Raw genomic sequence first — 22,444 nt, forward strand, 5'->3', positions numbered from 1 at the left:
TCCCGTCCTGCGTCGGATCACGGTCGTGGGATACCGTTCCCCCGATAACAGGAGGTCTGGCGAATGTCCCTGACGGTGCACACGGAACAACGCGGCGACGTGGTCGTCGTGTCAGTCGCGGGCGAGCTGGACATGGCAACCGCACCGCAGTTGCAGGATCAGATCACCGACCTGCTCGACAAGGGCCGTAACCGGCTGGTGTTCGACCTGGCGGACGTCTCGTTCTGCGACTCGACCGGTCTGTCGGTGTTCGTTCGCGCCAAGAACAGCTGTGACGAGGCCGGCGGTGTGGTGCGGTTGGCCGCTCCGCAGCGCGGGGTGCTGCGCATCCTCGAGGTGAGCGGGCTCGTCGAGGTGCTGCACACCTACCCGACGGTGGATGAGGCCGTCGCCGGCGAACCCACCCCGGCGTCCTCCTGATCGCTGTCGCGACCTACTCGTCCTCGACGTACCGGGGACGAGCGATCGCCATGCCCGCAGTCGTCTGCACGGCGAGTGCGACCAGCAGGAACCCGATCGGCGCGGTCCAGCCGCCGGTGGCCTCGTAGAGGATGCCGACCAGCAGCGGGCCGAGGGCGGCGATCACGTACCCGGTGCTCTGCGCGAACCCGGAGAGCGCGACGGTCCCCTCGGCGGTGCGGGCGCGTAGGCCGATGGCGGTCAGGATCATCGGGAACGCGCCCTGGCCGATCGCCAGGAGGGCGACCCAGAGCAGCGCGGCGCCGTGCGGTGCGAGCGCCAACCCCAGGTAGGCCAGCGCGGAAGCGGTGGTCAACCCGAGCACCAGCGGACGCAGGCTGCCCAGCCGACCGGCCAGGGTGGGCATCAGCAACGCGATCGGCACGCCGAGCGCGGTCACCCCGGCGAGCAGCAGCCCGGCCGACTCCGGATGGTAACCGGCGTCGCGGAAGAGTTGGGCCAGCCAGCCCATGATCGCGTACCCGCTGAGCGACTGCGCCCCGAAGTAGACGGCCATCGCCCAACCGAGCCGGGTCCGCGCCGGCCGGACCCGCGCCGGCGTGGCGACGGCCGCCGTCAGAGTCGCCCGCCGCGCGCCCGCCCGGGTCCGCAGCGCCAGCGGCACCCACGGGAGTACGGCCACCGCGGCCATCGCGGCCCAGACGCCGAGCCCGGCCCGCCAGGACCCGAAGGCGTGCGCGATCGGCACCGCGGAGGCGGCGGCCACCGTGGTGCCCACCGTCAACGTCATGGTGTACGCCCCGGTGACCAGGCCGGTGCGGTGCGGGAAGTGCTGCTTGACCAGCATCGGCAGCAGGATGTTGGCGACCGCGATGCCGGACAGCGCCAGCGCGCTGGTGAGCACGAAGATCAAGGCCGAGTCGGTGGCGACCCGCAGCACCTGGCCAACGGCGAGGGCGAGCATGGCGACCACCAGCACCCGGGCCGGTGCCACCCGGCGGACCAGCCACGGGGTGAGCGCGCCCAGGCCGGCGAACGCGATGGTCGGCAGGGTGGTGACCAGACCGGCCATGGTGCCGGAGAGACCCAGCCCGTCGCGGACCTCGTCGAGCAGGGCGCCGAGGCTGGTGACCACGGCACGCAGGTTCAGCGCGACCAGCAGCATCCCGACCAGCACGAGCGCGCCACCGGTCGCCGGGTGCGTCCGCCGGCCCCCGGGGTCGCGCGTCGGGCGGATGTCGACGGCGGCGGGAGCGGGCGGGGCCGGAGCGGCGGTGGGTGGCGGGGTCATGACCTCTAACCTACAATCATGGGATGAATTTAGGGCCGGTGATGTAACCAGTGCCACCGTCGGTCGATTCCCCCTCCGCGCCGTCGGCGCCGCCCCGCGACCAGGCCGCCGTGCCGCCGCGCGGGCACCGCGTCCGGCAGACCATCGAGCAGCTCCGGGCCCGGATCCTGGGCGGCGAGTGGCCGATCGGCGGGCGCATCCCCACCGAGCCACAGCTGGTCGCCGCGCTGGGTGTCGGGCGCAACACGGTCCGCGAGGCCGTCCGCGCCCTCGTGCACGCCGGGGTGCTGGAGTGCCGGCAGGGCTCCGGCACGTACGTGGTGTCCACCGACGAGCTGGCGCCGGTGGTGGCCCGCCGACTCGGCGACGACCGGATGACCGAGGTCATCGAGGTCCGGCGCGCGTTCGAGGTGGAGGCCGCCCGGCTCGCCGCGCTGAGGCGTACACCGGAGGACCTGGCGGCCCTCGACGGCGCGCTCGCCGAGCGCGAGGCGGCCTGGCGCGGCGGCCGGGTCGACGCGTTCGTCGAGGCCGACGCGGCCCTGCACGTCGCGGTGGTCGCCGCCGCGCACAACACCATGCTCGCCGAGCTGTACGCCTCGGTCGGCGCGGCCCTGCGCAGCACCGTCGCCCAGGCGATGGGAGGCGCGCTCACGCCCGAGCGCTACGTCGACCACACCCGGCTGGTCGAGGCGATCCGGGCCGGCGACGCGGGCCGGGCGGCTATCGAAGCCGGCGCTTTTCTGGAGCCCGCCCCCGGGGCATAGGTTGTGCCGGACGGAAGACCGGACACCTCGGGAGTACGGATGCTCAAGGGCTTCAAAGATTTCATCATGCGCGGCAACGTCGTCGACCTGGCGGTCGGTGTCGTCATCGGCGCCGCGTTCACGGGCGTGGTCACCCAACTCACCAAATCGTTCCTCGAACCGCTGGTCCGGGTGATCATCGTGCTGATCACCGGGAACAAGAACGGCCTCACCGGCTCGGTCCCCACGTTCCGGGAGATCCCGTTCGACTGGGTGGCGTTCGTTAACGCGGTGATCACCTTCCTGCTGACCGCGCTGGCGCTCTACTTCCTGGTCGTCTACCCGATGAACCGGCTGGCTGAGCGGCGCAAGCGGGGCGAGGAGCCGCCGCCCTCGGCGCCGAGCGAGGAGGTCAAGCTGCTCACCGAGATCCGGGACGCCCTGGTCTCCGCCGGCCACACCACGCCGGGGCAGCAGCGCGGGGCGCTGGACGACGTGCTGGGCCGCCGCACCGAACCGCCGGCGCCGCGCTGACCCGAACGGATGCACATCGGCCCCTGCGGGATTCCCGCAGGGGCCGCACCTTCTCGTACGTGTGTTCGATAGAGTCCCGCCATGGAGCAGCGAAAGCACTGGTGGAACGGGAAGTGGGGGCGACTGGCCCGGCGGGACGTCTTCCTGCGGGTGGACGCCGACCGGTGGCACGTCGAGCAGCGGGCCGGCGGCGCTGAGGGCATCTCCCGTTTCTACGAGTACGGCAGCGCGGACGAGGCCGAGGAGACCGTCCGGGCGCTGCTCGACGGCCCGGACACCTGGCGGGAACTGTCCCCGCGCCCACCGGGCAGCTGGACGCTCCCGAACAGCTGAATGGGCGGGCTGTGCGCGGTGCGCGGGTGGCGCAGGTGCGCGGTGGAGCGCTCGTATCCCGGTCTGTCGCCCGCCATCGTCGCAGAGCCTTGGAGGCGGTATTGCCTTCGACGGTTATGACTCTGAGGTATGAATATTCCTCTGAGGTATACCGCTCTCCGGACCTCTCGCCTCCGCGCCGGCCACCAGCAGGCCGACGGCGTTTAGCCGCGCACGACCCCGGGAACCGCTGAGGGATGGACCAGCAGGACGAGCAGCAGGCGACCATCTCGCGGATCACCACCGGGATGTCGGTGATCGACTCCGCCGGCACCGAGGTCGGGACCGTGGACCTCGTCCAGCGGGGCGACCCCAACGCGGTGACCGTGCAGACACCGACCGCCGACCCGGGCAGCAGCCTGGACGAGCTGATCGAGGCGACGGCTGTCGACGAGCCGGACGTTCCGGCCGACCTGGCGGCGCGGCTGCTGCACACCGGCTACCTGAAGGTCTCCACCGACTCGGCCGTCGGTGCCGTCTACGTGCCGGCCGACCGGATCGCCGCCGTCGCGGAGGGCCGGGTACGCCTCACGGTCGGCGTGGCCGACCTGCCACCCGAGGAGTGACCGCCGGGTCAGTGATGTTGCGGTGTCCGGTCGGCGGGGATGGCGTCACTCCCCTGAACTGGTGTTGATCTCTCCGCCGAGGGCACGGGGAGCGCGGCGGGCGGCGCGGGTTGGCGGCGGTGGAAGAGCAGCAGCATCAGGCAGCCGGCGACCAGCCCCCAGAACGCGCCGCCCACGCCGATCAGCGTCACCCCGGAGGCGGTCACCACGAAGGTGACCACGGCGGCCTCCCTGGTCGCCGGGTCGGTCACCGCCGCGGCGAGCGCGGTGGCGAGCGCACCCAGCAGGGCCAGACCGGCGACCGCCTCGATGAGGATCGGCGGCGCGACCGCGACCAGGGCCGTGGCCACGCCGGCGCCCAGCCCGAGCAGGGCCAGCCCGAGCCCGGCGGTGACCGAGGCGACCCACCGGCGCTCCGGGTCCGGGTGGGCGTCGGGGCCGGCGGCCAGCGCGGCGGTGATCGCCGCGAGGTTCACCGCGTGCCCGCCGGCCGGGGCGGCCAGCAGGCTGGCCAGACCCGTGGCCCGCAGCGCCGCCCCGAACGGCGGCCGGTAGCCGTAGCCGACCAGCACCGCCATGCCTGGCACGTTCTGCGCCGCCATCGTGACCAGAAACAGCGGGAGGGCGAGCCCGACCAGCGCGGACGCGTTCCAGGCGGGCACGGTCAGGGCGAGCGACGGGGTCAGCGTGGCACCGCTCAGGCCGGCCGGCGGCGCGGTCAGCGCGATCGCCACCACCGCCACCAGCAGCGCGCCGGGCACGGCCCAGCGGCGGGCGAACCGGTGCAGCAGCAGCCAGCCGAGCACCACCGGGCCGGCCACCCGGGGCAGCTCGACGAGCGCGCGGACCGGGGCGGTGCACAGGGGCAGCAGCACACCGGCGAGCATCGCGCCGGCCACCGGCTTGGGGATCGCGGCGACCGCCCGGCCCAGCGGCGGGAAGAGCCCGGCCGCGACGATCAGCGCCCCGGAGACGAGGAAGGCGCCCACCGCCACCGGCCAACCGCCGGTCGGCGGCCCGGTCGCCACCAGCAGCGCCGCGCCCGGCGTCGACCAGGCCACACTCATCGGGATCCGGTGCCGCCAGCCCAGCCAGGCGGCGGCGAGCCCGCACGCCACGCAGAGAGCCAGCAGGCCGGAGGCCGCCTGCGCGTCCGACGCGCCCGCCGCGCGGAGCCCGGCCAGCACGACGGTGAACGAGCTGGCGAAGCCCACCAGCGCGGTCACGACGCCGGCCAGCACCGGTTGCGCCCGTCCCGCCATCCCGACCTCCCCAAGCGTTCCGTTTACGGAACGACAGCGTGTAGCACGATAGCCGGGTGCCGCACCCACCACCAGCGCGCCGTCCGGGCCTCGACGTGGATCCCGCCGTCGTCGGCCGACGGGTCCGTGCCCTGCGGGAGGAGCGGGGGATCTCGCTGTCCACACTGGCGCGGCTCGCCGGCGTCGGAAAGGCCACCCTCTCCGGCCTGGAGAACGGCACCCGCAACCCGACACTGGAGACGCTCTGGGGGGTCACCGCACAGCTCGGCGTGCCGCTCACCGCGCTGCTTGCCGAGCCGGCCGCCAAGCCCACCGTGCACGGCGCCGCGGTCACCGCCACCCTGCTGGAGGTGTTCGACGACACCGACGCGACCTACGAGCTGTACCGGATGCGCGTCGCACCCGGCGTCGTGCAGATCTCCCCCGCCCATCAACCGGGCGTCACCGAACACGTCACCGTCTTCGCCGGCGTACTGCGGGCCGGCCCGGCCGACGCGCCGCTGACCGCCCCGGCCGGCGGTCACCTGCGCTGGGTCTCCGACGTGCCGCACAGCTACGCGGCGGTGGGCGACGACGAGGTCGCCGCGAGCCTGCTGTTGCGCTACCCGCGCCGCTGAACCCGACTCAGTCCACCGGGGCGGGCACCGGCAGCCGGTGCCGGACCGCCCAGAGCGCCACCTCGGTACGCGACACCGAGCCGGTCTTGCGCAGCAGGTTCGACACGTGCACGGTGACCGTCCGCACCGAGATGCCGAGCGCCTTCGCCACCTGCTTGTTGGACATCCCGGCGACCAGGCAGCCCAGCACCTCGACCTCGCGGGCGGTCAACTCCGGGTCGAGCGGCACGTCGACGACCGCATCGGCCGCCGACGCCGGAGCGCGCGGCGCGGTCGGCTGACGTGGCGGACGCGGGCCGGGCAGCCGCCGCAGCAACGCCTCCGGTCCCTCCGACGCGTGTGCGGCCAGCAGTTCGGTAAGCGCGTACGGGTTGCCGCCGGTGCAGCGCCAGAGGGAGGTGACCAGCCGACCGGACGGGGTGCTGCCCGCGTACACCTGGGTCAGCACCTCGGCGACCTCGGCCGGGCGCAGCGGGCCAAGATGTTGGCGGACGGCGCCGCGCACGCCGCTGAGCCGGGCCAGCGCGCGGCGGGTGAGGTCCGGCGCCACCGCCTCGGCCGGCGGTCGGCTGGCCACCACGAGCAGGGCGGGCAGGTCGGCGACGGTGGCCAACTCCCCGACCAGGTTGACGCTGGCCGGGTCGAGCGCGTGCAGGTCGTCCACGACCAGCACGGCCGGGCCGGCGCCGACCAGCAGCTGGACGGTCCGCACGGCGAGGCGGAGCAGGGTGCCCGGGGCGTACCGCTCGCGGGGCGCGGTGGGCTGCTGGGCCAGCCAGGCCAGCGCGTCCGACGGCAGGCCGAGCCGGCTGGTGTCCCGACCGGTGAGCACCGCCGCCAGCCAGTCGTACGGGGCCGGGCCGTGCACCCGGGCGGCACCGGAGAGAACCAGCGCGGGACGCGGCGCGAAGGCGTCCACAGCGGCCGCGACCAGCAGACTCTTGCCCACCCCCGCCGCTCCGGTGAGCACCGCGACGGCAGGCGCCGAGCGGCGTACGGCCGCCACGGCGGACCATGCCCGGTCGAGCTCGGCGAGCTCGCCGGCGCGTCCGACCATGGACACCGGCATCATTTCTCAACCCTACGCAGTAGTGCGTAGAGACGAAGGCAGGGTGTTCTTGGCAAGCTGACACCATGACGCTGATCCTCCGCTCGGTCATCCTCAACGACATCGGCCTGGTCCGCACCAACAACGAGGACTCCGCCCTCGCCGGTGACCGCCTGATCGCCGTCGCCGACGGCATGGGCGGGCTGCCCGCGGGCGAGGTGGCGAGCGAGATCGTGATCCGGATCCTGGACGAGCTGGCCCCGCCCACCGACCCGGACGGGGCCGCCGACGCCCTCCGTGCCGTGGTCAGCACCGCCAACCAGCGCATCCACGCCGCGATCACCGTCGACCCGGCCCGCGAGGGGATGGGCACCACGCTCACCGCCGCGCTGCTGGCCGGGGAGACGCTGGTGCTGGCCCAGGTCGGGGACTCCCGCTGCTATCTGCTGCGCGACGGGGAGCTGACCCAGCTCACCCGGGACGACACGTTCGTGCAGGCGCTTGTCGACCAGGGCACGCTCTCCCCCGAGCAGGCCCGGCACCACCCGCAGCGGTCCCTGGTGACCCGGGCCGTGCAGGGCGCCGACACCCCGCCGGCCGTCGGCGTGCTCACTGTGGTCCCCGGCGACCGGTTGCTGCTGTGCAGCGACGGGCTCTCCGACTACGTCGAGGACGAGGCCATCGCGACGACGCTGGGCATGTACGCCGACCGGCAGCAGTGCGGTGAGCAGTTGGTGAAGCTCGCCCACCACGCCGGCGCCCCGGACAACGTCACAGTCGTCGTCTCCGACGTCACGACCCGCTGACCCACGCGTGGCCTGCCGGTGGCCCGCGCGGATCGGGCCAATCCAGTTGCTGCGACCTGCGCGGCGGGTTGAGATGGGCGGATGACCATCCGACGGGTGACCGCCGACGAACGTCTCACGACGAGTTTCCCGCTGGCCGCGTACGCCTTCGAGGCATCGCCGCTCAGTGCCGCCCGGGTGGAGGAGTTCCGCGACTACCTGCCCTACAACCAGGGCAACCGGACGCTGATCGTCGAGGAGGACGGCACCACCCTGGCCGCCGTCTCGGCCATCGGCATGCGGCAGAACCTGCGCGGCGTGGTGCTGCCGATGGCCGGTGTCGCCGGGGTGGCCACCCATCCGCTGGCCCGCCGGCAGGGGCACGTCCGCAGGCTGCTGCACCAGCTCCTCGACGAGATGCGCGACGAGGGGCACGTGCTCAGCGCGCTCTACCCGTTCCGGCCCAGCTTCTACGCCCGGTTCGGCTACGTCGGGCTGCCCAAGCCGCGTACGGTCGCCTTCTCCCCGGCCGACCTGGGCCCACTCGTCCGCGCCGAGCTGCCCGGCGAGGTGGGCTGGGAGCGGATCGCCGCCGGTTATCCCGCGTGGCGGGCGTTCACCGAGCGCTGCCTGCAGACCCGGCACGGCTTCTCGGTGTTCCCGGACCACCGGGCGGCCGGCCTGCGCGACCGGGACGAGTACTGGCTGGTCACCGCCCGGGTGGCCGGTGAGGTCACCGGCGCTGTCACGTACCGGATCGACGACCACGGCGGCACGCTGATCGGCAACGAACTGCTGGTCGCCGACCCCCTCGCCCGTACGCTGCTGTTGCAGTTCTTCGCCCGGCACGTCGACCAGGTCGAGCGCGTCACCGTCCAGGTCCCGCCCGACGAGTTGCCGGAGCTGTGGCTGACCGACCTGGACGTGCACGTCGAGGCGCGGGTGGGCCGGCCGGGCTCGTCCGCCCCGATGGCCCGGCTGCTGTCGCTGGACGCGCTGCACGGGCTGCCCGCCGGCCCAGGCCGGGTCCGGGTCGAACTGACCGGGGACCGGTGGCTGGCCGGCACCCATCTGCTCGACGGTACGACCGGCGCGCTGGAACTGGTCTCCGACGACAGCGGCCGCACGCCGACGGCCACGCTGACCGCGGCCGGGCTGTCCGCCCTGGCGTACGGGGTGCTGGACCCGGCCGAGCTGCCGTTGCGAGGGCTGGGCGACGTGCCGGCAGACGCGGCCACCGAGCTGCGCGACATCTTCGGGCGCCGGGTGCCGTACCTCTTCGCCGACTTCTGAACGCGGTTTGCCGACCTCGGTCCAGCGGGTACGGTCCCCGGAATGCCGGAGTGGTTGCAGGCGGGTGGATGGGGATTGCTGGCCGGGTCGGCCCTGCTGATCGGGGCGGCGGTCGGCTTCTTCGTCCGGGTGCCGCAGCGGATCACCGCGTCGATCATGGCGTTCGGCGCGGGGGTGCTGCTCTCCGCCGTCTCGTACGAGCTGATCCAGGTGGCCCACGAGCAGGGCGGGATGCTGCCCACCGTGCTCGGCGCGGCCGGTGGCGCGATCGTCTACACCCTGGCGAATGTGGGCCTCGCCCGACACGGTGCGCGGAACCGGAAGCGCTCGGGCGACCAGCAGCCCTCCGAGGGTGAGCAGCCCGGTTCGGGGTCGGCGATCGCGGTCGGGGCGCTGCTGGACGGCGTACCGGAATCGGTCGTGATCGGCGCCAGCCTGCTCGCCGGCGGCACGGTCAGCCTGGTCACCGTGGCGGCGGTGTTCCTCAGCAACGTCCCGGAGGGGCTGTCCAGCGCGGCCGGCATGCGCCAGGCGGGCCGCACCCGGCGGTACGTCTTCCTGCTGTGGACCGGGATCGCGCTGATCAGCGGTGTGGCGGCGCTGCTCGGCAACACCCTGCTGGGCGGCGCACCGCCGGAGGTGCTGGCCGCCATCACCGCGCTGGCCGGCGGGGCGATCCTCGCCATGATCACCGACACGATGGTCCCGGAGGCGTTCGAGAACGCCCACCTGCTGGTCGGCCTCATCACGGTCGCCGGCTTCCTGACGGCCTTCGCGCTCTCCCACGCGTGAGCGCGAAGGGCTGCGTGAGTCGACCGCCGGCGAGCGGCATTGCTTAGCGGCGCATTAAACCGGCACGGCGGATTCGTCGTGACGCCGTCGGGGCTCCTAGCATCACCGGGGTGCGCATGACGTCGCTTGCCGCTCTGCTCGTCCTCGGTGTCGCCACCGCGACCCTGCCCGCCTGCGGGTCCACCGATCCGGCTCCGGCCGGCGCGTCGGCCACCCCGGGGGCCACGCCGGACGTCCTCTCGACGGGCGACCAGGGTGTCGCACCGGTGGGCCGGGACGGTCTCGGTGGCCCCGGGGCCAGCGCGAGCCCGAAGCCGACCACCCCGGCCGCCAAGGCGCTCGCGGCCGGCAACCCGAACGGCCACGCCACAGTGCCGACCGAGGCGCGCGCGGTGGACACGTCGAAGCCGACCCGCACCATCGGCACCGGCACCCCGGCGAGCTGCACCTCGGCGGCGGTGGTGAAGGCCGTGGCCGCCGGCGGCGTCATCACGTTCAACTGTGGACCGGCCCCGGTGACGATCAAGATGGCCGCCACCGCGAAGATCCGCAACGCCAACGGGCCGAAGATCGTGCTCGACGGCGGCGGCCGGGTGACGCTGAGCGGCCAGGGGCAGCGCCGCATCCTCTACATGAACACCTGCGACGAGGCCCAGGGCTTCACCACCTCGCACTGCCAGAACCAGGACCACCCGCAGCTCACCGTGCAGAACCTGACCTTCGCTGACGGCAACTCCACGGGCGACCGGACCGAGGGCGGCGGCGGGGGCGCGATCTTCGTCCGCGGCGGGCGGCTCAAGGTGGTCAACTCGCGCTTCGTCCACAACCGCTGCGACCGTACCGGCCCGGACCTGGGGGGTGCGGCCGTCCGGGTGCTGAGCCAGTACGAGAACAAGCCGGTGTACGTCGTGAGCAGCACCTTCGACGGCGGCTCCTGCTCCAACGGAGGGGCGCTGAGCAGCATCGGCGTGTCGTGGGTGGTGCTCAACAGCCTGCTCAGGAACAACGAGGCGATCGGCAGCGGCGCCAACCCGGCCAAGTCCGGCACGCCCGGCGGCGGCAGCGGCGGCGCGATCTACTGCGACGGCAACGAGTTCACCGTACGGATCGCCGGCACCGTCATCGAGAACAACAAGGCCAACGAGGGCGGCGGCGCGATCTTCTTCGTCAGCAACAACCGCACCGGCACGATGAAGATCGAAAACTCCCCGCTGCGCCGCAACCCGAGCGGCAAGTTCGAGACCCCCGGCTACCGCGGCATCTTCTTCCTGGGCGCCCGCAACCCCGAGGTCATCGGCCCCAAGCCCGCCTGACCGCCCGCCCTCTGACCGCCCGCGCCTGGCCGCCTGACGGCCTGTCGGAGGTGATCAAGAGGTTCGGGTCACCGAGGCCGGGTTTTCTGACCCAAAGCTCTTGATCACCGCGTCAGTAGGGGTTCTTCTCGCCTGGCGGGTGGGCGTGCAGGAGGCCGGCGGGGCGGCCGGGCAGGGTGCGCGCCGCGGAGAGCGGCGGGCTGGCCGTGTGGTCGCCGCCGGCCATGCCGACGAACAGCTCCTTGAGCGCGGTCAAAGCGTCGATCTTGGGTACCCAACCCAGCTCGGTCTCGGCCCGCTCGCTGGACATCAGTGGCGCGTTCAGGCCCAACTCGACCCAGCCCGCGTCGACCGGCTGCAACCGCGCCCGCCAGGTCAGCGCCGCCGCCACCCGCAGCACCGGAGCGGCGACCGGCACCGTCCAGCCGTGGAAGTGCCGAGCCACCAGCTCCGGGGTCAGCACCGGGTCCGCGGCGACGTTGAACGCGCCGCGCGCATCACCCAGAACCGCCCTGGCGTACGCGTCAGCCACATCGTCGGCGTGGACCGCCTGCATCCGCAGCCGCCGGTTGGTCGGCACCAGCGGTATCCGGCCGAAGCGCAGCAGTCGTACCGGCGCCAACGGGCCGAGAAAATAGCGGGTGATCTCCGTACCGGCGTCCCGCTGGAAAATCAGACCGGGCCGCAGGCGAACCACCCGCAGCGTCGGGTGCTCCCGCTCCAGTCCGTCCAGCAGCGCCTCGACCTCGGCCTTGTGCTCGCTGTACGACGAGCCGGACACTCCGGTGGCCGGCCACCGCTCGCTGATCGGGTGGTCCTTCGGGCCGGGCGCGTACGCGCCGACCGACGAGGCGTACACCAGAGCGGGCACCCCGGCCCGCGCCACCGCCTCGAACACCGCCCGACTGCCGTCGACGTTCGTCCGGCGCAGCACCCGCCGGTCGTGACTGGGTTGGATCTGCCAGGCCAGGTGCACCACCGCGTCCGCTCCCGCGAACACCTCGGCGAGCTGGCCCACCGCGCCCGGCGCACCGATGTCGCAGGAGTGCCACTCCACCTGCTCGTACGGCGTACCGGCATCCGGGCCGGGCAACCGCCGGACCACCCCGGCCAGCTCCACGCCCCGCTCCCGGCGCAGCCGCCGCAGCACCGACGTGCCGACGTTGCCACTCGCCCCCACCACCACGATCCGCATGCCCGACCCCGTACCCGTCCAGCAGCCGGTCAACCGCTGCCGCGCGCCGCGCCCTTGATCCACTCGGCTTCCTGCACGTCGGGGTATCGGCGTGGGCGGGACAGCCCGACTTCCCAGAACCCGAGTCGATCAAGGGCGCGGCGAGTCGCGGACCCAGCCGTGCTTCTCCTTGCCGCGGCGACCGAGGGTGGCCGCCAGGCAACGCGGGCAGACCCAGCCCACCGCGTCCGCCTCGGTGAGCACGTCGGTACCCAGATAGTCGAAGCGCACGTGCGGAAAGCGGCGCAGCCGGGTCCGGCTGAGAGCCAGACCGCAGACGGTCTGGTTCTGGCCGGGCAGCCACGCGTGCACCTCCCCGCCCGGCTGACGTACGCCGTCCGGCCCGATCTCCTCCCCGGAAGCCGCCACCGCCGGGCTGCCGCTCGCGCTCATGCCCGTCCCCATTCCCCAGCCGTCCCTCGCCACACACGGCGGAGTGAGGTCGTCTTGATCCACTCCACCTCCCCGACACGGCGGTATCCACCGCCCCGGACACCGCCACCTCGCCGACCTGGTGTTGATCACCTGGGCTCGCCAGGCATCGACGGCCGGCTGGAAGCCGAGAGTCAGCGACGCTGACTGTCAGGTAACCTGAGCGCGCGGGCCGCTAGCTCAATGGCAGAGCTGTGGACTTTTAATCCATAGGTTCAGGGTTCGAGTCCCTGGCGGCCCACCAGTTGATCTTCTGTGAGAGTCTCCCCGGGTCACCTATGCGAGGTACAGTTTTCTGTACTTGCCCTGGAGGTGGTCATGCGGACCGTGAACTTCACCCAGCTTCGACAGAACCTGGCCGCCGAACTCGACAGCGTCATCAACGACGCGGAGGAAGTAGTGGTGACCCGGTCCGGACACGAGCCCGTGGTGATCGTGCCACTTGCGGAGTACGAGTCGATGAAGGAGACCGAGTACCTCCTTCGCAACCCGGCCAACGCCGCAGCCCTGCGCCGCTCGATGGCAGAGCTTGAGGAGGGCGACGCGGTCGAGCGGGACCTGATCGACCCGGCCACCGTCCGGGACATCGCGTGAGGCTGGTCTTCACCGAGACGGCCTGGAACCAGTACCTCAGCCACACCGACCGCAAGTTGGTCAAACGGATCAACGATCTCATCGCGGACGTGATGCGCAACGGATACGAGGGCATCGGCAAGCCGGAACCCCTTCGAGGAGAGCTGTCCGGCTTCTGGTCCCGCCGGATCGATCGCGAACACCGGCTGGTGTATCGGGTCACCAAGGACGACGTCGAGATCATCGCCTGCCGGTACCACTACGTGGACCGGTAGCGGACGGCCAGTCACTCGCGTCGGGCGGCTCCGCGCATCGCGTACGTCACCAGGCCGGTGACCGCCAGGACGGCCGCGACCGACGCCGCCGGCCGGCTGGTGTGGGGTTGTCCCGGCCAGGTGGCGAACGCGCCCCACGTGCTCGGCTGAGGGAACATGGCGGCGACGACCGCCCAGCCCATGGGGAGGAACCAGGCGCGGGCCGCGCCCACGACCGCCGCGCAGAGGGCGGTCAGGCCGAGCAGGCCGGCGGAGTCGCGGACCACCAGCGCGGCGGGGCCGAAACGGGCGCCGGTGGGCTGAGTGGCGAGCAGCACGACGAGTACGACCGCCAGCGCGGCCAGCAGATGCACGGCTCGGCGCCACGGCCAGTGCAGTGCGGCAGTGCGTTCCAGGTCTTCGTCCGGAGCGGCCAGCGTGGTCGACAGGACCGCCACCATCAGCATGACCGTCAGTACGACGAGCAGGAGGATGGCGTCGCGCTCCTTCGAGAGGGTCAGCCACAGCGCCCAGATCAGCGCTGCGGCGCCGACGGACGCGGCCAGTGCCAGGGGTACGCGTCGTGCGCGTAGGTGGAGGGTCATCGCGACAGCAGTCCGGTGGTGTCCTGGCAGGCCAGGATCGCGTCGCGTACCGCCGTCACGCGGGCGATCGCCTCCGGTGCCGGTAGCTTCTGCAGGCCCTGCCACAGGGTGGCCGCCTCGGCGTTGAGCTGCGGATCCTCCTCGATCATCTCGGGGATCACGCCGACGTCGGAGACCGGCTCGCGGCCGAGCAGGTGGTAGGCGGCTGCTCGTTCGACCGCGCCGTTGCGCTCGCATTCCCCGTTGCCGTACCCGGTGCCAAGGCCGAAGACCATCTCGGGGACCACGGCGTCGGGGTGGGCCAGGCCGCCGTGGTCGTCGATCCGGACGTCGATCGTGACGATGTCGGCGTCGCGGGCGGGCGCGTCCTCGAGGAATAGGGCCCGCCTGTCCTCGTGCGCCTGCGTGGGGGCGTTCGGCATTTTCGCGAGGACGGACAGGCCCTGGCGGGCGAGGGGGGTCAGCGCATCCAGCACGTTCGCGTGGACTCGGGTGACGCAGACCTTCGGCGCGTCGTCGGTGCAGACGAGTTCGCGGGCGACGGGGTCGACAGGTGCGACGAGGGCTGCGTCGTCGCGGGGGACGATCGCCGCCGCGGCGCCGAAGCCGAGCAGCACCGGCAGCACGGCGGCCACCGAGGCCCGTCGGCCCCCGGCGACCAGCAGGAGTACGCCGGTCAGCGCGAGCCCGCCCATGAAGAGGGCGAGCACGGCGGTGACCCGCGGGTCGATGGTCTGGAACGGGTAGAACGGGGTGCTGCCGTAGGCGGGCGACAGGATCGCGCCCATCCAGTCGGGCCGCATGATCACGGTGAAGAAGACCAGCAGCACACCTGCCACGGCGAGCACGGGTGCGGTCACCAGAGTGGGCAGCAGCCGCCCGATGCCCAGGCCGAGCCAGGCCGCCGCGACGAGGCAGAGCGCGCCGACCAGCGTGATGGCGACGACGTCCGGCGGGAAGTAGGCGGCGGTCGACGCGATCCGCAGGCCGCCCGCGGCGACCACGAGCAGGAAGGCGAGCCCGACCGAGGATCCCATCGCGACGAGGACCGGCAGCATCCGGCGGATGCGGGACCGGGGTGTGGTGGCGAACAGTTCGCCGACCTTGGCCCGGTGCTCGCGGCGGCCCTGCCACGCTCCGGCGGCCAGGGCGATCGGCCACAGCAGGATCATGTACTCCTTCACGGTCAGCGTGAGGGACATCCAGCCCTCCGACCAGCGCCCCGGGGCGATGTAGAGGGCGGCGACGCCGACCGCCAACGCGAGCAGGGCAGCGCCGGCCGCGGTGGAGCGCCGCAGTTCGATCCTCAGGACACTCATCGGGCGGCCTCCGCGTGGTGGCGGCGGAGCAGGGCCGAGTAGCCGCGTTCGGCGGGGCTGTCGCCCGGGTGGTGTTCGTCGCCCTGGGTGGCCAGGGCGGCGGGTGTGCCCTGCCACACCAGCCGGCCCTCGTTGATCAGCACGACCTCGGTGCAGGCGGCGACCACGTCCTCGACGAGGTGGGTGGAGACCAGTACGCAGGCGTCCGTGCCCAGGTCGCGCAGCAGCTCGCGCAGGTCGAGGCGCTGTTCGGGGTCGAGGCCGACGGTCGGCTCGTCCAGCAGCAGCACCTGCGGGTCGTTGACGATGGCCTGGGCGACGCCGGCCCGGCGCAGCATCCCGCCGGAGAGTGTCCGGAGGCGGGCGTCGGCCTTGGCGCTGAGTCCCACGCGGTCGATCGCGCGCTGCGTGGCCGCCGGGATGTCGGGCTTCGGCATCTCCTTCAACCAGGCCAGGTACGACACGAACTCGCGCACCGTGAACCGCGGGTAGTAGCCGAAGTGCTGCGGCAGGTAGCCCAGCGCGCGCCGGGCCTGGCGCAGGTCGGCGCGGCCGTCGACCGAACTGCCGAGCAGGGTGAGCCGACCTCCGGCCGGCTTGAGCACCGTGGCGAGGGCACGCATCAACGTCGTCTTGCCCGCGCCGTTGCGCCCCAGCAGGCCGTGCACGCCGGTGCCCAGGCTCAGGTCGAGCCCGTCGACGGCCAGGTGGCGGCCGGCCCGCACCTTCAGCGCCTCGGCGTGAATGGCCCAGGGGTGGATGGTGGCGGCCGTTTCGGCCGTGCTCACCGCTCGCATGGTGGTTCCCTTCAGAACGAGGTGAGGCGCCGGAAGCTGTTGGCGCGCAGGAGGGTCAGGGCGGCCAGCACGACAGTGACGACCGCCCACCCGCCGGTGGCCGCCGGTTCCAGGAGCACCGGCAGTTCGGCGGTGGCGAGGCTGGGCGCGACCACGGCGGCGGCCCAGGCCACCATCAGGCCGATCGCGGCGCGGTGAACGCCGACGAGGGAGCCGAGCAGCAGCGTGGCGGCGGTGAAGGCCAGGCACGGCAGGAGCATCAGCGCGGGGTTCGCCCGGCTGGCGCCGAGGGCGGCGAACGCGGCGAGCACCGGGATGACGAGGACGAGCACCACTGCGGTACGGCGCAACAGCATCGTCAGACCGGCGGAGGGGGTGCCGATGATCAGCTCCCAGGCCGGGTCGGCGCGTCTGCTCCAGGCCGCCGCGACCCCGGGCAGCGGCGCCAGGGGCGCGAGCAGCAACACGATCGACGGCAACTCGGACAGGAAGTACGTGAGCAGGGCCGCGGTGCCGAGCACGCCGGCGGTCATGGCGACCCACGGCAGCAGCGCCGCCACGAACCAGCGCTGCCGTACCGGCGTACGGAAGAAGGCCCTGGACCGTGGGGCGGGGCCGGCGGCGATCCCACGGTCGACGGCTGCCGCGACCTCGGCGACCAGGGCGCGCGACTCGGCCGTGGTGCTGCCGGCCAGGCGGGCGCGGCAGTCGGCGCAGTCCTCCAGGTGCACCTCGATCGACCAGACGGTCGCCTCGTCGAGGCCGGGATCGAAGTCGGCGTAGCGGTCGATGTCGTTCAGGGTGGGATGCGTGGTCATGACAGGGCCTCCCGCAGGACGATCCGGGCGCGGCGGATCCGGGACTTGACGGTGTTCTCGGGTACGCCCAGCAGCACGGACGTCTCGCGGACGGTGAAGCCGTCCAGGACGGTGGCGCGCAGCACCGCGCGGACCTCGGGCGCCAGCACCGCGAGGGCCTGTTCGAGTTCCTGCCCGACCCGGCCGGCCAGCACCTCGTCCTCGGCGGCGGGCACGACCGTCTCGACCGGGTGCACCTGCGGCATCCGCGCCTGCCGGGAGCGACGCCGGAACGCGTCGACCAGGCGGTGCGCGGCGATGGTCCACAACCAGCCGACGGCGCTGCCGCTGACCTGGTCGCCGGCGAAGCTGCCGGCCGCCCGCCAGAGGGTCAGGTAGGTCTCCTGGAGGACGTCGGCGACCACGTCCGGGTCGGCGCACCGACGCCGCAGCCGCACCTCCAGCCAGGGTGCGGTGCGCCGGTAGAGCTCGTCGAAGGCCCGCCGGTCACCGTGGGCCACGCGGCGTACGAGTTCCTGCTCGTCGGCCGCGTCCAGACTTCGTCTCACATCAGGTAAGACGACGACCCCCTCGTGATCGGGTCCCGCATCGGTGTGACCGCCGTCACCGACGTCGGCCCGGTCGACGTCAATGGCGTTGCACGGCCACGGGTCCGCTGGTTAGGTTGACGCCATGTCCAGCTCGTACGCGTCCCCGACGGCGTCCCCCGACGTCCTGTTCGGCGCGCTGCGACGCCGGCGGTCCTGCGACCGCCCGCGCTGAGCATCCCTCACCTGCGACCGGCGGATCGAGCCGCCGGTCGTCACCGATCGTCCTCGGTCCGCCCGCATCCCCTTCCGGTGATCCGCGAGCGGCGGATCCGAGCGAGATCGGCGTACCCATGGATCTGGAAAAGCTGCTGACCGACCGGCTGGCGCCGGCGTTCGCGACGGTGGCCGGCGTACCTGTCGACCCGGTCGTGCGGCGGTCTCCGCGCGCGGACTTCCAGTCCGACGCGGCGCTGGCGTTGGCCCGGCGGCTCGGCCGGCCGCCGCGCGACGTCGCCGCCGAGGTGCTGGAGTACGCCGACCTGGCCGACGTGTGCAGTGTCGCCGAGGTGTCCGGGCCGGGCTTTCTCAACCTGACCGTCGCCGACGCGGTCCTGGCCGGGCTGGTGTCCGCGCTCGCCACCGACCCGCGGCTGGGTGTGCCGGTGGCCGCCGAGCCGGAGACGGTGGTCATCGACTACTCGGCGCCGAACGTGGCGAAGGAGATGCACGTCGGGCACCTGCGCTCGACGGTGATCGGCGACGCGGCGGCCCGGCTGCTGGAATGGCTGGGGCACCGGGTGCTGCGGGCCAATCACCTGGGCGACTGGGGCACGCCCTTCGGCATGCTGATCGAGCATCTGGCCGATCTGGGCGAGGCCGAGGCCGCACATGAGCTGTCCATGGGGGACCTGGACTCGTTCTACAAGGCGGCTCGGGCGAAGTTCGACGCCGACGAGGCGTTCGCCGAGCGGTCCCGGCGGCGGGTGGTGGCCCTGCAGGGCGGCGATCCGGTGACGCTGCGGCTGTGGCGGCTGCTGGTGGAGCAGTCCGAGCAGTACTTCCTGACCGTGTACGACAGGCTCGACGTGACCCTCACCGAGCGGGACTTCCACGGCGAGAGCAGCTACAACGACCTGCTCGCCCCGGTGGTCGAGGACCTGGGTCGGCTCGGCCTGCTGCGCGAGAGCGAGGGGGCGGCCTGCGTGTTCCCGCCCGGCTCGGTGGGCCGGGGCGGCGAGCCGCTGCCGCTGATCGTCCGCAAGTCCGACGGCGGGTACGGGTACGCGGCGACCGACCTGGCGGCGATCCGGCAGCGGACCGACGCGCTGGGCGCGACCCGACTGCTCTACGTGGTCGGGCTGCCGCAACGGCGGCACTTCGAGATGGTGTACGCCGTCGCCGCACAGGCCGGTTGGCTGTCCCCGCCGGCCCGGGCCGAGCATGTCGGGTTCGGCTCGATCCTCGGGTCGGACGGGCGGATGCTGCGCAGCCGGGCCGGCGGGTCGGTGAAGCTGGTCGGGCTGCTGGAGGAGGCGATCGCGAGGGCCACCGCGCTGGCCCGGGACCGGAACCCGGAACTGGGCGAGGCGGAGGCGGCCGAGGTGGGCCGGGCGGTCGGCATCGGCGCGATCAAGTACGCCGACCTGTCCAACGACCGGCACCGGGACTACGTGCTCGACTGGGAGCGGATGCTGTCCCTGGACGGCAACACCGCGCCCTACCTCCAGTACGCGTACTCCCGGATCCAGTCGATCTTTCGGCGGGCCGGGGTGGCGGCCCGGCCGGAAGCGGCCGTCTCGCTGGCCGAACCGGCGGAGCGGGCGCTGGCCTTCGAGCTGGTCGGCTTCGGCCGGGTGGTCGGCGAGGTGGCGGAGAACCTGGAGTTCCATCACCTCGCCGGCTACCTGTACCGGCTGGCCGCGGCGTTCAGCGCGTTCTACGAACGGTGTCCGGTGCTGCGGGCCGAGGGGCCAGTCCGGGACAGCCGGCTGGTGCTCTGCGACCTGACCGCCCGGGTGCTTCGGCAGGGCCTGCACCTGCTCGGCATCCGGACCCCCGAACGCATGTGAACGCCCCCTTACTGCTCCGCCATGGCCATGGCGCTCGGGGCTGACGTGGCTATCCTCTTCAGGTGCTGGTCCGTGTGGAGATCGTTGGCACGAGTCCGGCACTGCGAAGGGACCTTCGACATGCCCCGTGTGGTACCGGCAGTCATCCGCGCGCTTGACGTCCTCGAACTGTTCCTGGATTGCCCCCAACTGTCGGCCCGCCAGGTGATGGAGCGGCTCGACCTGCCCCGCACCACAGTCCACGAGCTGCTCGTGACGCTTGAGGCTCGCTCGTACCTGATCTCCGTACCGGGCCAGCCGGTGCAGTACCGGCTCGGCATGCCGCTGTTCCAGCTGGGCGCGGCGTTCGCGGGCCGGCTTGATCTGGTACGCGAGGCGCAGGGCGTCGTACGGGACGTGGCCGCCAGGTGTGACGAGGCGGTTCATGTGGCGGTGCTCGACGGCGCCGATGTCATCTACCTCGTCAAGTTCGACAGCACGCACCCCGTTCGGATGGTTTCCGGAGTCGGGCTGCGGCTGCCGGCCCACTGCACGGCGGTCGGCAAGGTACTGCTGTCGGCCCTCGATCAGGCGGACCTGGACGCCGTCCTGTCGAAGGATCCGCTGCCGGGGATGACGCCGGACAGCATCACCGACCCGGACCTTCTCCGTGAGCATCTCGAAGGTGTCCGGGCGGAGGGTGTCGCGGTCGACGTCGGCGAGTCGGACAGCGCGATGCGCTGCGTCGCGGCGGCGATCCGGGACCATTCTGGTGCCGTCATCGCCGCGATGAGCCTGTCCGCGCCGATCATCCGCTGGACGCCTGAGGTGCAGGTGGAGTGGACCGGGCTGGTTCGGGAGGGCGCGGCCGCGCTGTCGGCTCGGATGGGCTACCGGGCCCAGTCTCGATAGCCGACCTCCCGCTTTCGGGTCGAAACAGCATCGAAACATTGACATTACTCAGTGCCCTGCTCTAGCGTCGCGACCACTCGATCCGGTATATCGAACCTAGTTCGAAATCTCGAACGGCGGTGGTCCCGTGACCCGACCGAACTGGAACGTCAGCGCCACCATCTCGGCCCGGTCGCCGATCGCCTCAACCTCGTCGCGCTGCCCGACGTGCGGCACCCGAAATGTCGCGAGTGGCCCGGGCGAAGCGTGCGTGAGCGGACGTTCCCCGGTGGTGGGCGGGCCCGCTCGCCACCGTGGCGACCCACGAACGACCTGATCTCGCCGGACGACCGTCCGTGGTCGCCGCCACAGAAACCCAACTGGAACCCAACCATCGCGGTGTCCGCCAGGTGAGCCTTCGGCGTGCAGCCGTACGCGGGGAAATGAAGGAGGCGAATGTCCATGGAAGAAAAGCCGGCGTGGTCTCGGCGCGGCTTTCTGGGGGTGGGGGTGGGTGTGCTCGGCGCGACCGGCCTGGCCGCGTGCGGGGGCAGCTCCGAATCGCCCAGCAAGGTGCAGCCGGACGTTCCTCAGGAGCTGATCGACGCGGCGTCGTCGATGAAGGGCTCCTCGATGGGGATGCTGTCGCAGAAGCTGTACTCGACGGCGGCGAACGAAGCCCTCGACAGCTCGGTCAAGAAGTTCGCCGACACCACCGGAACGAAGATCGAGAACAGTCTGGTCCAGGCCGACGCCGGTGACGTGGTGGCCAAGATCGACGCCGAGGTCAAAGGCGGGGTGGCGCGCGACCTGGCGTTCATGACCGACTCGCGGTTCGTCGCGCAGTTCCAAGCGCTGGGCGACCTGGAGGACGTGACGGACGTCGTCACAGCGCTGACCGCCACGTACGGCCAACCCTCCGCCGAGGCCACGAACTTCTGCGTCTTCGACGGGAGGTGGTTCGCGATCCCGTACCACTTCATCGGGATCGGATCGTTCCTGCGCAAGGACTGGATGCAGGACAAGGGCATCACGCCCAAGGACATCTACAGCTGGGAGGAGCTGCGGGACCTCTGCCTGGAGATCTCCGATCCCAGCAAGCGCCGGTTCGGCTGGGGCATGACGGTGAACCGGTCCGGTGACGGCAACGGCATGATCGAGGCGCTGATCAACGCGTACGGCGGGTCGATCGCCTCCAACGACGGCCGGAAGGTCACGTTCGACTCCCCCGAGACGGTGCAGGCGGTGACCTTCCTGGGCGACATCTACACCAATCCCAAGTACAAGCCGATGCTGCCGCCGGGGGTCGCGAGCTGGACCGACACCAGCAACAACGAGAACTGGCTCGCGGGGATCCTCGGCTACACCCGCAACCAGTTCAGCGTCTACGCGGATTCCCGGACCAAGAAGAACCCGGTGTACGCGAACACCCACGTGTTCTCCGACTGCATCGGGCCGGCGACCAACAATCCCCTGCTGCTCGGCCAGTCGCAGGGCTTCGTCGTCTTCAAGGGCGCCAAGAACCCCGGGCTCGCCAAGCTCCTGGCGCAGTACCTGGTCAGCGCGCCCGCGCTGCTCGGGGTGGCGAAGGAGGCGCCCGGCCTGGTGATGCCCGCCTGGGAGAAGGTCTGGGACGCCGACCCGTTCTTCACCAGCGGCGACCCGGCGTTCCCCATGCTGCGCAAGATCACCGAACTGAAGCTGCCGCTGAACACGAAGAACGGCCTGGCCTTCCCGCAGAAGGCCAGCGCCGGCCAGCAGGCCGTCGGCGCGGCCTACGTCCTCACCGACATGATGCAGCAGGTCGTCCAGGGCACGGCGCCGGCGCAGGCCGTGACGGCCGCCCACGCGAAGATGGTGCAGATCTTCAACCAGCAGGGGCTGCCACAGTGAGGTCGGTCCGT

Annotated in this window: 25 protein-coding genes and 1 tRNA gene; 16 read left to right on the forward strand and 10 right to left on the reverse strand. The window is 72.2% G+C overall.

Features of this window, described 5'->3' with window-relative positions:
• Nucleotides 1-63: 63 nt before the first annotated feature.
• Complete coding sequence (locus ACFYPR_RS14095; protein ID WP_007454464.1) at nt 64-420, forward strand: STAS domain-containing protein; 357 nt, start codon at nt 64-66, stop codon at nt 418-420.
• Between the two features lie 13 nt (nt 421-433).
• Here the strand turns inward: ACFYPR_RS14095 and ACFYPR_RS14100 are convergent, their stop codons facing one another.
• Nucleotides 434-1,585: an MFS transporter gene (locus ACFYPR_RS14100; protein ID WP_355064795.1), complete on the reverse strand. Its 1,152-nt coding sequence runs from the start codon at nt 1,583-1,585 to the stop codon at nt 434-436.
• Nucleotides 1,586-1,761: 176 nt separating this feature from the next.
• Between ACFYPR_RS14100 and ACFYPR_RS14105 the strand changes: the two genes are divergently transcribed.
• From ACFYPR_RS14105 to ACFYPR_RS14120, 4 genes are all read left to right on the forward strand, one after another.
• On the forward strand, nt 1,762-2,478 hold the full coding sequence (locus tag ACFYPR_RS14105) for an FCD domain-containing protein (protein WP_355064725.1): 717 nt from the start codon (nt 1,762-1,764) through the stop codon (nt 2,476-2,478).
• Between the two features lie 39 nt (nt 2,479-2,517).
• Nucleotides 2,518-2,991, forward strand: coding sequence for a large conductance mechanosensitive channel protein MscL (gene mscL / locus ACFYPR_RS14110; protein WP_387260257.1), 474 nt, complete (start codon nt 2,518-2,520; stop codon nt 2,989-2,991).
• A gap of 81 nt (nt 2,992-3,072) precedes the next feature.
• Nucleotides 3,073-3,324, forward strand: a complete 252-nt coding sequence (locus ACFYPR_RS14115; protein WP_354853705.1) for a hypothetical protein — start codon at nt 3,073-3,075, stop codon at nt 3,322-3,324.
• Nucleotides 3,325-3,560: 236 nt separating this feature from the next.
• Nucleotides 3,561-3,929, forward strand: a complete 369-nt coding sequence (locus ACFYPR_RS14120) for a hypothetical protein (RefSeq protein WP_387260260.1) — start codon at nt 3,561-3,563, stop codon at nt 3,927-3,929.
• An 8-nt stretch (nt 3,930-3,937) separates the two neighbouring features.
• Here ACFYPR_RS14120 and ACFYPR_RS14125 read toward each other — a convergent pair whose 3' ends face one another.
• Nucleotides 3,938-5,191, reverse strand: a complete 1,254-nt coding sequence (locus ACFYPR_RS14125; RefSeq protein ID WP_387260262.1) for a benzoate/H(+) symporter BenE family transporter — start codon at nt 5,189-5,191, stop codon at nt 3,938-3,940.
• Between the two features lie 56 nt (nt 5,192-5,247).
• Between ACFYPR_RS14125 and ACFYPR_RS14130 the strand changes: the two genes are divergently transcribed.
• A complete protein-coding gene (locus ACFYPR_RS14130) occupies nt 5,248-5,808 on the forward strand; it encodes a helix-turn-helix domain-containing protein (RefSeq protein WP_387260265.1) in 561 nt (186 codons plus the stop codon).
• Nucleotides 5,809-5,815: 7 nt separating this feature from the next.
• On the opposite strand, the gene ACFYPR_RS14135 is transcribed toward ACFYPR_RS14130, so the two are convergent.
• Nucleotides 5,816-6,880, reverse strand: a complete 1,065-nt coding sequence (locus ACFYPR_RS14135) for a LuxR C-terminal-related transcriptional regulator (RefSeq protein WP_354853694.1) — start codon at nt 6,878-6,880, stop codon at nt 5,816-5,818.
• A gap of 62 nt (nt 6,881-6,942) precedes the next feature.
• Here ACFYPR_RS14135 and ACFYPR_RS14140 point away from each other — a divergent pair, with 62 nt between their 5' ends.
• The 4 genes from ACFYPR_RS14140 (at nt 6,943) to ACFYPR_RS14155 (ending at nt 11,039) form a co-directional block, all read left to right on the forward strand.
• Nucleotides 6,943-7,662 (forward strand): protein phosphatase 2C domain-containing protein, encoded by a 720-nt coding sequence (locus ACFYPR_RS14140; RefSeq protein WP_354853691.1) that lies wholly within the window; start codon nt 6,943-6,945, stop codon nt 7,660-7,662.
• An 81-nt stretch (nt 7,663-7,743) separates the two neighbouring features.
• Nucleotides 7,744-8,934: a GNAT family N-acetyltransferase gene (gene eis / locus ACFYPR_RS14145; RefSeq protein WP_363935198.1), complete on the forward strand. Its 1,191-nt coding sequence runs from the start codon at nt 7,744-7,746 to the stop codon at nt 8,932-8,934.
• Nucleotides 8,935-8,976: 42 nt separating this feature from the next.
• On the forward strand, nt 8,977-9,726 hold the full coding sequence (locus ACFYPR_RS14150; RefSeq protein ID WP_387260267.1) for a ZIP family metal transporter: 750 nt from the start codon (nt 8,977-8,979) through the stop codon (nt 9,724-9,726).
• A 116-nt stretch (nt 9,727-9,842) separates the two neighbouring features.
• On the forward strand, nt 9,843-11,039 hold the full coding sequence (locus ACFYPR_RS14155) for a hypothetical protein (RefSeq protein ID WP_387260633.1): 1,197 nt from the start codon (nt 9,843-9,845) through the stop codon (nt 11,037-11,039).
• Between the two features lie 112 nt (nt 11,040-11,151).
• Here the strand turns inward: ACFYPR_RS14155 and ACFYPR_RS14160 are convergent, their stop codons facing one another.
• Both ACFYPR_RS14160 and ACFYPR_RS14165 read right to left on the reverse strand, forming a co-directional pair.
• A complete protein-coding gene (locus ACFYPR_RS14160) occupies nt 11,152-12,234 on the reverse strand; it encodes an NAD-dependent epimerase/dehydratase family protein (RefSeq protein ID WP_387260269.1) in 1,083 nt (360 codons plus the stop codon).
• A gap of 129 nt (nt 12,235-12,363) precedes the next feature.
• The gene (locus tag ACFYPR_RS14165; protein ID WP_387260270.1) at nt 12,364-12,666 is read right to left on the reverse strand and encodes a hypothetical protein; all 303 of its coding nucleotides are present in this window, start codon (nt 12,664-12,666) and stop codon (nt 12,364-12,366) included.
• Between the two features lie 208 nt (nt 12,667-12,874).
• On the opposite strand from ACFYPR_RS14165, the gene ACFYPR_RS14170 reads away from it, so the two are divergent.
• The 3 genes from ACFYPR_RS14170 (at nt 12,875) to ACFYPR_RS14180 (ending at nt 13,553) form a co-directional block, all read left to right on the forward strand.
• Nucleotides 12,875-12,949 (forward strand) — tRNA-Lys (locus ACFYPR_RS14170).
• Nucleotides 12,950-13,023: 74 nt separating this feature from the next.
• Nucleotides 13,024-13,299, forward strand: coding sequence for a type II toxin-antitoxin system Phd/YefM family antitoxin (locus tag ACFYPR_RS14175; RefSeq protein ID WP_387260272.1), 276 nt, complete (start codon nt 13,024-13,026; stop codon nt 13,297-13,299).
• Nucleotides 13,296-13,553: a Txe/YoeB family addiction module toxin gene (locus ACFYPR_RS14180; protein ID WP_387260274.1), complete on the forward strand. Its 258-nt coding sequence runs from the start codon at nt 13,296-13,298 to the stop codon at nt 13,551-13,553. The genes ACFYPR_RS14175 and ACFYPR_RS14180 overlap by 4 nt, the downstream gene beginning before the upstream one ends.
• An 11-nt stretch (nt 13,554-13,564) precedes the next feature.
• On the opposite strand, the gene ACFYPR_RS14185 is transcribed toward ACFYPR_RS14180, so the two are convergent.
• The 5 genes from ACFYPR_RS14185 to ACFYPR_RS14205 are packed head-to-tail and all read right to left on the reverse strand — an operon-like array spanning nt 13,565 to nt 17,619.
• Nucleotides 13,565-14,137 carry a hypothetical protein gene (locus tag ACFYPR_RS14185; RefSeq protein ID WP_387260278.1) on the reverse strand — a complete coding sequence of 191 codons (573 nt, stop codon included), beginning with the start codon at nt 14,135-14,137 and terminating at the stop codon, nt 13,565-13,567.
• On the reverse strand, nt 14,134-15,456 hold the full coding sequence (locus ACFYPR_RS14190) for a hypothetical protein (RefSeq protein ID WP_387260281.1): 1,323 nt from the start codon (nt 15,454-15,456) through the stop codon (nt 14,134-14,136). Before ACFYPR_RS14190 ends, ACFYPR_RS14185 begins: the two co-directional genes overlap by 4 nt.
• Nucleotides 15,453-16,253: an ATP-binding cassette domain-containing protein gene (locus tag ACFYPR_RS14195; RefSeq protein WP_387260284.1), complete on the reverse strand. Its 801-nt coding sequence runs from the start codon at nt 16,251-16,253 to the stop codon at nt 15,453-15,455. Before ACFYPR_RS14195 ends, ACFYPR_RS14190 begins: the two co-directional genes overlap by 4 nt.
• A gap of 11 nt (nt 16,254-16,264) precedes the next feature.
• Nucleotides 16,265-17,071 (reverse strand): hypothetical protein, encoded by an 807-nt coding sequence (locus ACFYPR_RS14200; RefSeq protein WP_387260287.1) that lies wholly within the window; start codon nt 17,069-17,071, stop codon nt 16,265-16,267.
• Nucleotides 17,068-17,619, reverse strand: coding sequence for a sigma-70 family RNA polymerase sigma factor (locus tag ACFYPR_RS14205; protein WP_355064704.1), 552 nt, complete (start codon nt 17,617-17,619; stop codon nt 17,068-17,070). Before ACFYPR_RS14205 ends, ACFYPR_RS14200 begins: the two co-directional genes overlap by 4 nt.
• A 332-nt stretch (nt 17,620-17,951) precedes the next feature.
• On the opposite strand from ACFYPR_RS14205, the gene argS reads away from it, so the two are divergent.
• From argS to ACFYPR_RS14220, 3 genes are all read left to right on the forward strand, one after another.
• The gene (gene argS / locus ACFYPR_RS14210) at nt 17,952-19,670 is read left to right on the forward strand and encodes an arginine--tRNA ligase (protein ID WP_387260290.1); all 1,719 of its coding nucleotides are present in this window, start codon (nt 17,952-17,954) and stop codon (nt 19,668-19,670) included.
• Between the two features lie 21 nt (nt 19,671-19,691).
• Entirely contained in the window at nt 19,692-20,561 is an 870-nt protein-coding gene (locus ACFYPR_RS14215; RefSeq protein WP_387260293.1) for an IclR family transcriptional regulator, read from the forward strand.
• A gap of 435 nt (nt 20,562-20,996) precedes the next feature.
• Nucleotides 20,997-22,433, forward strand: coding sequence for an ABC transporter substrate-binding protein (locus tag ACFYPR_RS14220; RefSeq protein WP_387260296.1), 1,437 nt, complete (start codon nt 20,997-20,999; stop codon nt 22,431-22,433).
• Nucleotides 22,434-22,444 lie beyond the last annotated feature (11 nt).

Origin of the sequence: Micromonospora sp. NPDC005254, from assembly GCF_042872525.1 — a bacterium.
Classification (GTDB): Bacteria; Actinomycetota; Actinomycetes; order Mycobacteriales; family Micromonosporaceae; genus Micromonospora.

Excerpts from the sequence above, each read along its gene's own strand:
- ACFYPR_RS14095 (WP_007454464.1), top strand. The coding sequence starts at position 64 with ATGTCCCTGACGGTGCACACGGAACAACGCGGCGACGTGGTCGTCGTG.
- ACFYPR_RS14100 (WP_355064795.1), bottom strand. The coding sequence starts at position 1,585 with ATGCTGCTGGTCGCGCTGAACCTGCGTGCCGTGGTCACCAGCCTCGGC.
- mscL (WP_387260257.1), top strand. The coding sequence starts at position 2,518 with ATGCTCAAGGGCTTCAAAGATTTCATCATGCGCGGCAACGTCGTCGAC.
- ACFYPR_RS14115 (WP_354853705.1), top strand. The coding sequence starts at position 3,073 with ATGGAGCAGCGAAAGCACTGGTGGAACGGGAAGTGGGGGCGACTGGCC.
- ACFYPR_RS14120 (WP_387260260.1), top strand. The coding sequence starts at position 3,561 with ATGGACCAGCAGGACGAGCAGCAGGCGACCATCTCGCGGATCACCACC.
- ACFYPR_RS14125 (WP_387260262.1), bottom strand. The coding sequence starts at position 5,191 with ATGGCGGGACGGGCGCAACCGGTGCTGGCCGGCGTCGTGACCGCGCTG.
- ACFYPR_RS14135 (WP_354853694.1), bottom strand. The coding sequence starts at position 6,880 with ATGATGCCGGTGTCCATGGTCGGACGCGCCGGCGAGCTCGCCGAGCTC.
- ACFYPR_RS14140 (WP_354853691.1), top strand. The coding sequence starts at position 6,943 with ATGACGCTGATCCTCCGCTCGGTCATCCTCAACGACATCGGCCTGGTC.
- eis (WP_363935198.1), top strand. The coding sequence starts at position 7,744 with ATGACCATCCGACGGGTGACCGCCGACGAACGTCTCACGACGAGTTTC.
- ACFYPR_RS14150 (WP_387260267.1), top strand. The coding sequence starts at position 8,977 with ATGCCGGAGTGGTTGCAGGCGGGTGGATGGGGATTGCTGGCCGGGTCG.
- ACFYPR_RS14155 (WP_387260633.1), top strand. The coding sequence starts at position 9,843 with ATGACGTCGCTTGCCGCTCTGCTCGTCCTCGGTGTCGCCACCGCGACC.
- ACFYPR_RS14160 (WP_387260269.1), bottom strand. The coding sequence starts at position 12,234 with ATGCGGATCGTGGTGGTGGGGGCGAGTGGCAACGTCGGCACGTCGGTG.
- ACFYPR_RS14165 (WP_387260270.1), bottom strand. The coding sequence starts at position 12,666 with ATGAGCGCGAGCGGCAGCCCGGCGGTGGCGGCTTCCGGGGAGGAGATC.
- ACFYPR_RS14175 (WP_387260272.1), top strand. The coding sequence starts at position 13,024 with ATGCGGACCGTGAACTTCACCCAGCTTCGACAGAACCTGGCCGCCGAA.
- ACFYPR_RS14185 (WP_387260278.1), bottom strand. The coding sequence starts at position 14,137 with ATGACCCTCCACCTACGCGCACGACGCGTACCCCTGGCACTGGCCGCG.
- ACFYPR_RS14190 (WP_387260281.1), bottom strand. The coding sequence starts at position 15,456 with ATGAGTGTCCTGAGGATCGAACTGCGGCGCTCCACCGCGGCCGGCGCT.
- ACFYPR_RS14195 (WP_387260284.1), bottom strand. The coding sequence starts at position 16,253 with ATGCGAGCGGTGAGCACGGCCGAAACGGCCGCCACCATCCACCCCTGG.
- ACFYPR_RS14200 (WP_387260287.1), bottom strand. The coding sequence starts at position 17,071 with ATGACCACGCATCCCACCCTGAACGACATCGACCGCTACGCCGACTTC.
- argS (WP_387260290.1), top strand. The coding sequence starts at position 17,952 with ATGGATCTGGAAAAGCTGCTGACCGACCGGCTGGCGCCGGCGTTCGCG.
- ACFYPR_RS14215 (WP_387260293.1), top strand. The coding sequence starts at position 19,692 with ATGGCCATGGCGCTCGGGGCTGACGTGGCTATCCTCTTCAGGTGCTGG.
- ACFYPR_RS14220 (WP_387260296.1), top strand. The coding sequence starts at position 20,997 with ATGTCCATGGAAGAAAAGCCGGCGTGGTCTCGGCGCGGCTTTCTGGGG.